Here is a 13,671-nt window from a genome sequence, read left to right as displayed (position 1 = left end):
AATATTGGGTTAACCCCACACTTTTCTTTTTTTCGCGCTTTTTAATGTGCTTTTTTTTCACAAAGTTCCCTTGACGTGGTGATGACCCCAGAATTTACACTCAGGGTAGTAATCATTACGTGCTTATAGATCAAGGGGGAACAAGAATGAAAAGGAATTTGAAAAGGGTAAGTTTGTTGTTATTAGGTCTTGTATTGCTGTTAAGTTTAGCGGCGTGTTCACCATCTGCTTCAGAGACTGCCACTAGTGCCAAGTCAGATACTGCCTCAGCTTCTGCTATGTATAAAGCAGGGACATATACGGCGACAGCCGCTGGTAACAATGGCGATGTGACGGTTGAAGTAGTGTTCGACGAGCAATCGATCGTCTCAGTTGTAGTGAAGGAGCAAAGTGAAACCAAAGGTCTTAGTGATACGCCGTTCGAACGTATTCCGCAGCAAATTGTTGAGAGACAGACATTGGCTGTTGATGCTGTATCTGGTGCAACGAACTCCTCGAAGGCAATTCTTACTGCAGTGGAGGATTGCGTCAAACAAGCGGGTGGAGATGTAGAGGCGCTTAAGGTGGTAGCTGTAACGGATGCTAAGGAGCAAAAGGCAACGGAGTTAACCACTGATGTTGTCATTATTGGTGGAGGCGGTACAGGGCTTGCTGCGGCTGGATCCGCTTTTGAGAATGGTGCCAAAGTTATCGTATTAGAAAAATTAGCAACGCTAGGTGGTTCAACAGCTTTGTCTGGTGGAGCAATCGGGGCAACGGGCACTCGTTTTCAAAAAGAGCAAGGCATTGAAGACTCACCAGAGTCATGGTTAGAGCTGTGGAAGGAACGTCAAAGCACAAGTAATCCGGAGAGTAAGTATCCAGATTACGATCGGGTGCGTACTTTTATGGATGCTGCTGTAGATACGACAGAATGGTTAGTAGATACCATGAATCATAAATATGCAAGTGTACAAGGTTATGGCGTTGATCCTGTAGCTCGCCTGCATTTTCCTGAAGCAGGTGGAGCAAGCTTAATCGCAAATATGGAAAAGACACTTAGGGATAAAGGAATCGACATCCTTACGGAGACCAAAGCTACCGAGCTAATCACGAATGATAAAGGCGATGTGATCGGAGTTACGGCTGAGAATGCTGAAGGCAAGCTGATCGTTCATGCTAAAAAGGTGATCATTGCTTCGGGTGGTTTTGCTAAGAGTGAGGAATTAATGAAGGAGTTCTTGCCAGAATTTGTTAAGAACATGGATATCAGTGCAGCAGGTGCAGGTAGTACAGGGGATGGAATTCTTATGGCAGAGAAATTAGGAGCTGCTCTTTATGAAGACCCATGGATCATCGGTTTAGGGATGACTGCTCGTATTCCTGGCTTGAGTGCCCTAGAGTGGGATACAACGAAGGTATATGTGAATGAAAAGGGCGAGCGTTACATGAATGAAAATAGCCATTACGCCCTTGTAACAAATAAGGCTGCTAAGAATGAACAAGTGTGGGTGGTTCTCGATTCTAGTGTTGCTAATGCGGAAGTGATTAAAACACTGGAAGCTAAGCTTCCAAGTGATGAGATTGCTACTGGAAATACTATTGCAGAATTATCTTCTGCCATGCAGCTACCTGGAGATGCACTAGTAACAACGATGGATACTTTCAATGCAGGCGTCACTTCAGGCAAAGATGCTTTTGGAAAAGAATCGGCAACGCTTGTTGCAGTGAACAAAGGACCTTTCTATGCGATTAAGAATTACCCTAGAACGATGGGGACTTTTGGCGGCTTGAAAATTGACGAGAACTATAGGGTTGTAAAAGAAGATGGATCTATCATTAACAATCTTTACGCAGGCGGAGAAGCAGCCAATCGTTATTTGTACAATCAAGTGTACATGACCGGTAGTGCTGTGCAATATGCCCTAACTAGCGGTCGACTGAGCGGAGAACATGCTGCCAAAGCAGTTGTCGATGGAAAATGAAAATAACAAAGCCTGTGATCCACTGCTCTGCAAGGAGCAAGAGGATCACAGGCTATTTACGTTGTAAAACTTTATGATCAATTGAAGCTTTGATAAGATGAGTTGTCAGAAGATAACGTAGAATGAGCCTATGAGGAGAATTTAAATGATCACACGTACATGGCATGGGATCGTTCCATTTGATAAAATAAAACAGAAGTTGAAGAGGCTCTCTCATTAGACGGGAATATAGGTGCAAACGTAAAAATTGCAGAAACAAGATAAGTGTGTTCACTTTTTTTTGTGTATGGTATGGTCATCTTGGGAAGCTGTTCATTTGTTTGCAGGCAGTAGACCAATTATTGCAGTTACCTATCCTGAGGATGATAAATATGGTTCAATCTCTCATCTCATTGTTATAAACGAAGAAGTTCATTTTTCAGCCAACCCTTTTGAAATGAATGCTTTGTAAACATTTCAAGTTGACACCCTGTGTGATTTATCATATTATAATTCGTGTTGTTATAAGTAAATAAACCAAACTCTATCCAGTGGATGGAGTGGCGGAATTTTGTCAAAGATGTATTCTTTGGTTTCAGTCGCCCCTTGTCATTTCGATGACAAGGGGCTTTATTATGTGATTTGGACGGTCCAATAGGAAGGTTCAACAGAAAGGAAAGAAGATTACGATGAATATGAAGTTACTCAAATATGCTTTACTAGTATTTGTAGGTGCATGTAGTTATGGATCGCTCTCCACGATCGTTAAGCTTGGAATGAATGATGGCTTTAGAATGCAGCAACTGGTTGGGTCGCAATACTTTTTTGGATGGTGCATGCTGCTCTTGTTAGTTGTGTTATTTTCCCGAAAAAAACTCGGGTTAAAGGTAGGTGCTTCGTTATTAGGCGCGGGGATTACCATTAGTATGACGGGTATTTTCTATGGGTTTGCCGTTGAACAATTACCTGCTTCGATTGCGATCGTGCTCTTATTCCAATTTACTTGGATTGGTGTGATTCTGGAGGCGATTGTAGATAGAAAATGGCCTAGTCGAGAGAAAATAATTTCGATGGTTATCCTTCTGATAGGAACCATACTAGCTGGGGGGATTCTAGAACCTAGTGTAGGCGAAATGACTACGAGTGGTATTGTTTTCGGTCTGATGTCTGCGGTGTCTTTTGCTTTCTATATTTTTGTTAGTGGTAGAGTGGCTACGCAGGTACCTGCAGTGAATAAAAGCTTGTATATGACTACAAGTGCAATGATTATTATTATGGTTGTTTTTTCGCCTTCCTTTATTTATGACGGAGCACTTACAGATGGTCTTTGGAAGTATGGTCTTCCTTTAGGGCTGCTTGGTATAGTTATTCCTGTACTCTTCTTTTCTATTGGTGTTCCGAAACTGGGTTCAGGCCTGGGAACGATTCTTGGTGCGGCGGAGTTGCCGGCAGCTGTAGTCGCCTCCGTATTAGTTTTGCAAGAAGATGTATCTTTGCTTCGCTGGGTTGGAATTTTCGTCGTTCTAATTGGAATTGCGGCACCACAAATCATCCCGATGCGAACAGGGAAAAAGTCACCCAAACCATCCCCTAAACAACCACTACGTAAAATAGAGCTTTAAGTGCAAACTGGCATCGAGATATGAATCATGTCCTTACAGGATGAGATCATTCCTCGGTGCTTTTTTTAAAAATATAAGTGTGTATATCACCGAAAGCGTTTATGCTTGTACAAAAAAAGATTGGTGTTAATTTTTCTGGTATGACGGATCAATGCCTATTATATAGTGGTGCTATTCTATTTAATGGAGATGACCACTGATGAACAGAATTGACTATGACTATTTTAAATCTCTGCACAATCAACAGAAACCGCTAATGCTATATAACTGTTGGGATGTAGCTTCGGCCAAAGCGATAGCAAAAGCAGGTTCAAAGGCTATAGCCACAAGCAGCTTCGCAATGGCGGATGCATGGGGGTATTCGGATGGCGAACAGCTCTCATTTGAGCAGCTACTGTGGTCTGTTTCTAGAATAGCAGAACATGTATCTGTACCATTGACGGTAGATATTGAGGGTGGGTATGCTGTAGATGAAGAGTCCTTAGCCAATAACATGGAACAATTATTCCAATTAGGCATCTGCGGGATCAATTTCGAGGATCAAAAGGTGAATCATCCGGACGATGAATTATGGGCAATCAAGGAGCAGAGTCAGCGAATTCAAACGATACAGCAAGTAGCAGCCAAGCTTCAGAAGAACGTATTTATTAACGCCAGAACCGATCTCTTTTTCAAAAAAACGAAGCATTCGCTGGGTCTAGTAAATGAAGCTATAGAACGTACCTATGCTTATGCTGAGGCTGGGGCAGACGCGATTTTTATTCCGGGGTTGACTGAGCAAAGTTTGATAGAACAATTTGTGCAAAAGTCGCCACTGCCTGTAAATGTTATGGTGATGGATGGTATGATTTCTAATGCTGAATTGCAGGAGCTTGGCGTAAAAAGAATTAGCTATGGTCCATATAGTTACTTTCAAGCACTGCATCATCTTCAAGACGATGCCCGGTCCATTCTGCAGCCACCCGCACATTATTTAGAAATGAGCTAACGACACTATGATCACGAATAAACAGCAAATCGATAAATATTATGAGATGTTAGTCGAAAAAAACTCCAATTATGAAGGTGTATTTTTTGTCGGCGTAAAAACAACAGGCATCATGTGCAGGCCAACTTGTCCGGCTAAAAAGCCTTATAAAGAAAATTGTGAGTTTTTCGCAACAGCCAAAGAAGCCTTGTTAGCTTCATATAGACCGTGTAAAAGATGCCAGCCTTTGTCCAATCCCACGAAAATGTCCTCAGAAGTAAAGCTTCTTGTTGAAGCTATAGAGCGTAACCCGGAAAGGAAATGGACAGATAAAGATTTTGATGAGCTGTCAATTAGTGCAAATACTGCACGCAGACAATTTAAGAAGCAATTCGGAATGACCTTTATTGAATATGCACGTTCTAGACGTTTAGGACTGGCATTCAAACATATCAGGAATGGGGATTCTATCATTAACGCACAACTGGATAGCGGGTACGATTCGAGTAATGGATTTAGGGATGCCTTTTCACGAACGATGGGCACCGTCCCGAATCACTCCAAGCAGATTAAAGTGCTGCACTGTACCTGGATAGAAACGATATTAGGGTCTATGCTTGCGATCGCAGAAGAAGAGTACCTTTTACTGCTGGAGTTTGTAGACCGAAAGGGACTTGAGAATGAAATCAAGAAATTACGCACACGCTTAAATGCAACGATTTTGCCTGAAAAGGTTGCTGTGCTAGAGCAAATTGAAGAGGAATTAAATCTTTATTTCGAAGGAAAACTTATAGAATTCAGAACGCCGATTCGTTATCTTGGATCTGATTTTCAGCAAAATGTATGGAATCAACTACGAAGAATTCCTATAGGTCAAACGGTTTCGTACAAGGAGCTTGCAGAGAATATAAATCACCCTTCGGCTTGCCGCGCTGTAGCAAGGGCTAATGGAGCGAATCAATTATCGATCTTGGTTCCATGTCATCGAGTGATCAATAGTAACGGTGAATTAGGAGGCTATGGCGGCGGTATTGCAAGAAAAGAATGGTTAATCAATCATGAGAAAACCATTAGTATGTAGGGCGTAAATCAACTGAAAATGTATTGAATACGATGTGTCTGAAAGTCTGGATACATCGTTTTTTATTGTTTTTTTAAGTGAGAAAAGCACTAGTTCAAGCAAAAGAAGGAAATTTTATGCTATCACAACAATATCCAATTGTGATAGCATAATATATATTTTCATAAGAAAGCGCAGCCTTATCTTAAGGAGATTGGAGCGAACATCATGCTGAAGGTTATGATCGTGGATGATGAGCCCTGGGTACTTGAAGGGCTGAGAACGATGATTGATTGGGAAAAATACGGCTTTGAAGTGTGCGGGGAAGCCCGTAATGGTTCAGAAGCGATGAGACTTATTCAAGAATATAAACCGGAATTGGTCTTAACGGACATTAATATGCCGGTTATTAATGGTCTCGAGCTTATCACAAAGCTGAATGAATTGATGCCTAAGCCTCCAAAATTTGTGGTATTGACCGGATATAATGATTTTAAATATGCACACACGGCATTGCAACAACGAGTGAACGACTATTTATTAAAGCCTATTGATGATGAAGAAATAGAGTCATTATTAAGCAGGATTACGCCTATGATTCGAAATGAAATCGCTTCCAATGAAGAGCTTGATAAGAAGCAATTTTTTATCGTAAACAATATTATCAACCGTCTAATTCAAGGTGAGTGCAACGAAAATTTAGAGCTTCTAACCCAGAGCACGTTGAAGCTTCAAGCGAATGCAGAATTAATGTGTATTCTTATCGAACCAGCCACATCTTTGAATCCATTTCTTCCACGAACTGTCGACTACTTTCCTCAGGAAAGTATACATTTCTTTCAAGATCGATCGGGAAGAACAGGGATTATTCTTGAGTCTGCTTCTATTGGGAATGAGAGTCTGGATGCTATCGTCAACCAGATTCGTTCGGATTTTGCTGAACAATCACATGAGCCGGTACTCCTGGCGATTAGCACTAGGGGGGTAGGCGTGTGTTCGATTCGAGAAATTTATATGCAGGCGCTTGATGTATGGAAACGCAAGACACATCAGCAGAAGAAGGGGGTTTTTTATTATTGTGAGCTTAGGGCTCTAAAGAAGAATGAACACCATGAGGATCACTTCAAACTGCTGCTGGATAAGGTCCTGGCAAACGATATAGAACAGATACAGCCATGTGTAAAAGAAACGTTTGCTGTTTTCGTAGAGAATCTATTGACGATTGAAATCGTGCAAGCCCAAGTGGCTCATTTGGAGCTTACAATTTGTACACTTATAGCCCAAATGAATGGTACTCCAGATACGATGATGATAAAGATTCAGCAAGAATATGGAAATTTAGGGGAGTTAAATGATTATTTTGCATTAAGCCGCTATGTTCAAAGTCTTTCTATGCTGGCGACGGTCTATTTATCTGAATTAGAGCAGCAGAATGAACAAAATACGATTTACAAGGTGATTCAGTATGTGGATCGTGAATTTCGGAATAAATTGAAGCTTCAGGATTTAGCACGGCAATTTCATATCAATTCTACCTATTTGGGACAGCTTTTCAGGAAACAAACGGGTCAGGGCTTTAGTGAATATTTAAATGCCAAAAGGATTGAGGAAGCCAAAAGTCTGCTTAAGCGAACGCAGCTGAAAATATCGGATATTGCGGTGCAGGTGGGATTTTCAAATACAGACTATTTTATAGACAAGTTCAAGCTGATTGTAGGGGTAGTCCCATCCGTCTATAAAAATGAAAATAAAAACCAATAGCTCTAAGGGAAGCAAGGTGTTTCGTATGGAGAGAAAAAAATTCAGATTTAGAAAAGTAGTCAATGACATTCCACTGAACTATAAATTTTCCCTCATTTATATTATAGGTGTGCTTCTCCCTATCATTATTATCAACCTTGTTTTTTTGGATCGGATTTCCGATTTGATCAAATCCAGAGAACAGCAAAACTTAGAAATCTCTTTAGAGAGGGCCAGAAAGGATATTCAGGATTTCATTGAGGGTGGAGTAGCAGTTAGCTATACGCTGTCCTCCGATAAGAATCTGTATGAATTGCTAGAGCGGAGGTATGGGAGCTTGATCGAATTTTATGACACCTTCGACGAACAGCTTCGAGATCGGATGAACAGTTATATGCCAGTTAACAATCAGCTTGAACGAATTACTGTATTTACGAATAATGACTCCATTTTTTCTGGTAGTAACTATCAGGTCATCACGGACAAGGTAAGGGAAAGTGAGTGGTATAAGCAGTTCAGTACTGCGAATAAACATATGTTTCTTGCTGCTTATCAAATGAGCGCAGCGCCTAATGTGGCTTCTAATGCCCCCTATTTAAGTGTAATTGAACGAATGGATGTATACAGCTCACTAAATACCTATGAGAAGCTGCTTAGAATTGACCTGGATCTCAGTAAAATATATGACATTATAATTAGAGAAAAGGATTATTTGAGTCTTTACCTGGTTAACGGGCAGGATGAAATCATTATGTCTGCTCAGAGCGGTTATCAGAGAGGTGCGAAGGATCCTTATCCTGTATTCGAGCTTCAGGATGATGAGCGCAAGGAAGACATACATATTGTACCCGTTGGCGGAGCTAGTTATATAAAAAGCTGGCGAATTATAGGGGTTACGCAGGGGGAGCGTATTGCTCAGGCGATTCTGGAGATTCGAATTTATGCGGGTATTTTGGCGTCCATTGTCACCTTGCTCACAACCGCCTTTTTATATGTGATGTTAAGATCCTACAATTATCGGGTGAAACGGTTGTCTAGGCATATGCAGAAAGTAACGAATGAGAAATTCGATCTTATTCAAATCGATGAAGGACAAGATGAGATTGGTGACTTGATTCACAACTTTAATAGAATGACCACTAAAATTAATTCTCTAATTAACGACGTATACAAACTAGAGATTCAAAAGAATAACCTGGAGATGGAAAGAGTAAGGGCTGAACTGAATTTTTTGCAAAGTCAGATGAATCCCCATTTTCTCTTCAATACTTTAAATGCCATTTTAGTGGTCTGTACCAAAAATAATTATTCGGACGTTACAGACATCATTAAGAGTTTATCCAAGTTGCTCAGAAGACTACTTAGCTGGAAAGAAGATCTCGTTACATTGGAAGAAGAAATGACGTTCATTGAGATGTATCTGAAAATAGAAAAATTCCGGTTCAGAGATAAATTTGATTATCAATTTGAGATCGATGAGCAGTCGCTGCAATATAAAATTCCAAAGCTAAGCATGCAGCCTTTAGTAGAAAATTCCTGTAAGCATGGCCTGCAGGCCATAGAAGGACTCGGTATCATTAAAGTAAAGACGGAAATCGAGGATAGTCGTTTGCAAGTTACGATTTCAGATAACGGTAAAGGGATCGAACCAAGCCAGCTTAAAGAAATTTTATTTAATGTTCAAAATGAAGAAGCCTCCTCAGGAACGAATATCGGAATCCGCAACGTGTATCGCAGACTGGAGCTATATTATGAAGATCAGGTTCGCTTTGAAATCAGCAGTGTCCCAAATGAAGGGACCGTTGTCACGTTTGGCATTCCGCTAAAGCTCCTGGAACGAAAAAATAGCTAGAAGGTGAGGGAGCCTATGAAATACAAAGTATTGTTGATCGATGATGAGCCTAGTGCTCTTGAGGGGATGCAGCTATGGATAGACTGGCAGGCGCTTGGCTTTGAAGTATGTGGAACCTCCAGTAATGGCAAAGAGGGCTTACAGTTAATAAAGCAGCTACTGCCGGATCTTGTCATTACCGATGTAAATATGCCGCTAATGAATGGTCTGGAAATGGTTTCCGCCTGGCAGCAAGAGGAGACTAAACCGATTAAGTTTGCCATACTAAGCGGTTATAGTGAGTTTGAATATGCTAAGACAGCTATACGTTATGGCATTAACCATTATCTGATGAAGCCGCTATTCGAAGAAGAGGCGTCAGAAGAATTGAAGGAGATATATCGGGAATTAGAACAGGAAACTCAGAAGCGAAGCTTAAATCAAATGGCAAACTCAGAGGAGGTTGTCTCTCTTCTTAAGAGCATATTGAATGAGAAGGCAGAAGATAAGTCAGACTTTACAGTACTTACACGTCTATCGGAAGACAAAAGCCTTTGGAATATTTGTTTACTACAGACAGACCCAACGATGTATACGGAAATCAGAGAGAAAGCAGTAGCTCTCCTAACGAATACGGAATCGATGTTTCTGATCGATCTGGAGGCTTATTGCTTTGGAATCGTATACGGCTATCCTTCGGAGTCTGATGAGGGTGCTGCAATATATCATGCAGTAGCTCCCTTGCTGAATGAACACCCTAAGCAAGCCATGTATATTGCAGTAGGGGATAGCGTGGGCTCTTTGCTTCAAATAGCGAATAGCTACCGAACGGCGAAAGAAGCGCTAATGTATTATTTTTATAATTCGGATCATTCAGGATTCTTGACCTATCAGGGAACCAAAGATAGTCAGTTCAGCTATCACTATGATCAAATTCAACTGATGGATGACTTAATGAGACCCATTAACACACTGGACATAAAAGGATTTAAACAAGCTGTGGGCTTAGCCTCTCGCAGTTTTCGTGAGATGCGCATTGCTCCTGAGGTTGTGAAGAAGATCGTTATTCATATTATGTATAAGATCGTTGAGTTTACTTCGAAAGCTAGTGAAGTTCAAGTATCCTCCCTGTTAACCCAAATAACAATCCCCGAAATGCGGGACTCGATGATGAAGTTGAACGATTTAATGCGTAATCTTTTATCATGTGGTGAGGCAAGTATTGATATTCTTCTAAAAGAACAAAGCCAAAAATCACAGGGGATTGTACAGGAAATCAACAACTATATTGAAGCGCATTATCACGAAAATCTTACAATTAAAAAGCTGTCGGAGGTATTCTTCCTGCATCCAGTGTATCTGGGACAATTATTGATCAAGAAGAATGGCATTCATTTTAATGAGCAGTTGCATGACCTCCGGATTAAGGAATCTGCACGTTTACTTCAACACAATAAGCTCAAAAACAGTGAGATCGCCGAGAAAGTAGGATATTCCAATTACAGTCAGTTTCTCAAACAATTTGAAAAAAAGATGAAGATGAGCCCTAATGAATTTAAACATGCGAATACCTAAACTTTTTGGGGGTATACCTTTAGTTCTGGCGTATTATCAATGGCATCATCACCTCTATAATTTAACTTGTAAGGGCTTACAATATGGTTTCACCAACAAAATATGGAGGTGCTTTATGGGGGGCAAGTCAATATCAAAGTTCAAACTTAGTCTGATTGCTGTGTTATCCCTAAGTTTTGCTCTAGCAGGGTGCGGTGGAAATAACAGCGGTAATACTGCTAAGGGGGAAAACAAACCGGCAGAAACAACAGCTGCAACTGCAGCTGGAACCGATGACAAGAAGGTAGAGCCTTTTGAAGTTAGTATCTTTCTTGGAGAAGCTGGTCAACAACCAACACCAGATAACAAAATTTACAAGATGATCAAAGAAAAAACAGGTGCATCATTCAGTTTCGAATTCTTGGCAGGAGATCTTAAACAGAAGCTTGGTGTTATGATTGCCGGTTCGGATTATCCGGATCTGATGAGTTCCAATACCCAACTGACGGCAGCAGGCGCATTTATTCCTCTTGAGGACTTGATTGAAGAACACGCTCCGAATTTGAAAGCGCATTACGCAGCTTACTGGAACATGATGAAGGATCCAAATGATGGACACATTTATACACTTCCAAACTATGGTGCGTATAACGGTGAGATGAATACAACTTATTACTCTGGCCCAGCTTTCTGGATTCAGAAAGCCGTACTTAAAGATGCCGGTTATCCAACCGTTAAAACTTTGGACGAGTATTTCGATCTTATCGTGAAATATAAAGAGAAAAATCCAACCATTGATGGTCAACCAACAATTGGGTTTGAGATTCATAACAAAGACTGGAGAAACTGGGGATTGTTCAACGCTCCTCAGCATCTGATCGGGCATCCTAATGATGGCGGAGTAGTAGTTAAGGATAACGTAGCAGAAATCTTTGCGGATAAAGACTATGCTAAGCAGTACTATAAAAAGCTTAATGATATGAATGCGTTGGGTATTATTGACAAAGAAGCATTTGTGATGGATTATGACCAATATTTAGCTAAATTGTCTAGCGGAGCCGTACTGGGAATGTTTGATCAACACTGGAACTTCCAGAAAGCAGAAGATTCACTCAAAACACAAGGGAAAGATATGAGCACTTATGTAGGTTTGCCTCTTGTATATGATACTAACACCAAAGATTATTATCTGGATCGCCCTGCTCTTAACTTGAATAATGGATTCGGGATCACTGTCAATGCTAAGGATCCAGTGAGAATCCTTAAACTTATGGACACATTAATTCAAGAAGATTGGCAAAAAACCCTCACTTGGGGGATTGAAGGCGAAGATTATCAAGTGGAAGACGGTCGCTTTATAAGAACCCAAGAACAACGGGACAACGCAGTTGATGCAACATGGAAGCTAAGTAACAAAGCAGAAGCTTGGTATGCTACTGCTCCTAAAATGCAAGGGTACTTTGCAGACGGTAACTCAACGGATGCGGCAGCCCAACCAGAAGAATATAAAGCAGGGTTGGAAGCGTATGACAAGGAAGTCCTTGACGCATATGGATTCAACAGTTATGTAGATTTCTTCAGTAAGCCTGGACCGAACCCAGTGGCTTATCCAGCTTGGTCGATAGATCTTGTTGAAAATTCTCCAGCAAAAATTGCCGATACGAAGATGGGAGAAGTTAAAACCAAGTACCTGCCAAAAGCAATCTTGGCTAGCCCTTCCGATTTCGATAAAGTTTGGACTGAATTTGTTGGAGAACTTCATAAAGCGGATATTAAAGCTTACGAAGACAGAATCAATGAACAGCTTAAATGGAGATTTGATACTTGGAGTGTTAAATAGTTAGAGCTTGCTTAAAAATCAGAAAGTGGTGGCTTATTAGCCAACCACTTTCTGAAATATATGGATGATGTGAGGAGAAAATATATGGATGAGATTTTAACGGGAAAAAAAGTTAACCGGCATCCTAAAAGAAAAAAGAAACAACCGATTACTATGACCTTGATTAAGAATCAGAAACAGTTGATTTGGATGTCAGTTCCATTGCTGCTGTATATTGTACTATTTGCGTACGTACCTGTTTGGGGATGGACCATGGCTTTTCAGGATTATAAACCAGCTAAGGCATTTGGCGAACAAACGTGGGTTGGCTTGAAGCACTTCAAGGCAATATTTACGGACGATACCTTTCTAAGGGTATTTAGAAATACATTGGCAATGGGTTTAATTAATTTCATTCTAGGATTTATTACTGCGATAGGATTAGCCTTACTTCTTAATGAAATCAAAAATGTATTTTGGAAAAGAACCGTGCAGACTATATCCTACTTGCCGCACTTTCTCTCTTGGATCATTGTAACAGGGATTGTAGGTGTCTCCCTTTCGGTTGGTAACGACGGGATTATCAACATCTTACTCATGAAATTAAATCTTATTGACTCACCAATCCTTTGGCTCAGTGAAGGAAAATATTTCTGGGGTATTGTGGGTGCTTCAACCGTCTGGAAAGAGGTGGGATGGGGTACAATCATCTACTTGGCTGCTATTGCTTCTATAGATCCAGCTTTATATGAGGCTGCTGAGATCGATGGGGCAAACCGGTACAGAAAAATGTTCAATGTAACATTACCTGGAATTAAACCAACCATTGTAATCCTGATGATCATGTCCATAGGACATGTACTGGATGTCGGATTTGAGGTTCCGTTCTTGTTAGGGAACGGTCTTACTGCAGACTGGTCGGATACGATAGATATATTTGTATTGAAATACGGGATTGGGCAAGGGAATTATTCCTTAGCCACTGCGGGTGGTATATTTAAAACAGTCGTAAGTGTAACGTTGCTGCTATTAGCTAACTGGACCTCGAAGCGGCTAGGGGAAGAGAGGCTGTTATAATCATGGAGAAAACTCAATTATTACCTCATAAATCTCCAAAAAGTAATGGTGGAAGACG

General features: G+C 40.7%; 10 protein-coding genes. All 10 read left to right on the top strand.

Features of this window, described 5'->3' with window-relative positions; all coding sequences use genetic code 11:
- Positions 1-146 precede the first annotated feature (146 nt).
- Positions 147-1,964, top strand: coding sequence for an FAD-dependent oxidoreductase (locus ACDZ28_RS03040; protein ID WP_339288074.1), 1,818 nt, complete (start codon positions 147-149; stop codon positions 1,962-1,964).
- Between the two features lie 286 nt (positions 1,965-2,250).
- Positions 2,251-2,415, top strand: a complete 165-nt coding sequence (locus tag ACDZ28_RS03035) for a hypothetical protein (protein ID WP_339288072.1) — start codon at positions 2,251-2,253, stop codon at positions 2,413-2,415.
- Between the two features lie 223 nt (positions 2,416-2,638).
- Positions 2,639-3,565: a DMT family transporter gene (locus ACDZ28_RS03030; RefSeq protein WP_042132474.1), complete on the top strand. Its 927-nt coding sequence runs from the start codon at positions 2,639-2,641 to the stop codon at positions 3,563-3,565.
- A gap of 199 nt (positions 3,566-3,764) precedes the next feature.
- Positions 3,765-4,553 (top strand): isocitrate lyase/phosphoenolpyruvate mutase family protein, encoded by a 789-nt coding sequence (locus ACDZ28_RS03025; protein ID WP_339288071.1) that lies wholly within the window; start codon positions 3,765-3,767, stop codon positions 4,551-4,553.
- 7 nt (positions 4,554-4,560) lie between these two features.
- Entirely contained in the window at positions 4,561-5,613 is a 1,053-nt protein-coding gene (locus ACDZ28_RS03020; protein WP_339288070.1) for a trifunctional transcriptional activator/DNA repair protein Ada/methylated-DNA--[protein]-cysteine S-methyltransferase, read from the top strand.
- A gap of 207 nt (positions 5,614-5,820) precedes the next feature.
- Positions 5,821-7,353, top strand: a complete 1,533-nt coding sequence (locus ACDZ28_RS03015; protein WP_339288068.1) for a response regulator transcription factor — start codon at positions 5,821-5,823, stop codon at positions 7,351-7,353.
- Between the two features lie 25 nt (positions 7,354-7,378).
- On the top strand, positions 7,379-9,184 hold the full coding sequence (locus ACDZ28_RS03010) for a sensor histidine kinase (RefSeq protein ID WP_375103979.1): 1,806 nt from the start codon (positions 7,379-7,381) through the stop codon (positions 9,182-9,184).
- 15 nt (positions 9,185-9,199) lie between these two features.
- The gene (locus tag ACDZ28_RS03005) at positions 9,200-10,738 is read left to right on the top strand and encodes a response regulator (RefSeq protein ID WP_042130963.1); all 1,539 of its coding nucleotides are present in this window, start codon (positions 9,200-9,202) and stop codon (positions 10,736-10,738) included.
- Positions 10,739-10,853: 115 nt separating this feature from the next.
- Entirely contained in the window at positions 10,854-12,557 is a 1,704-nt protein-coding gene (locus ACDZ28_RS03000; RefSeq protein WP_341115970.1) for a sugar ABC transporter substrate-binding protein, read from the top strand.
- A gap of 84 nt (positions 12,558-12,641) precedes the next feature.
- The gene (locus tag ACDZ28_RS02995) at positions 12,642-13,613 is read left to right on the top strand and encodes a sugar ABC transporter permease (protein ID WP_076120957.1); all 972 of its coding nucleotides are present in this window, start codon (positions 12,642-12,644) and stop codon (positions 13,611-13,613) included.
- Positions 13,614-13,671: the final 58 nt, after the last annotated feature.

This window comes from Paenibacillus sp. RS8 (genome assembly GCF_041956825.1).
In the GTDB taxonomy this organism is placed as follows: Bacteria; Bacillota; Bacilli; order Paenibacillales; family Paenibacillaceae; genus Paenibacillus_AQ.
This window is presented reverse-complemented; position numbering and strand designations above follow the sequence as displayed.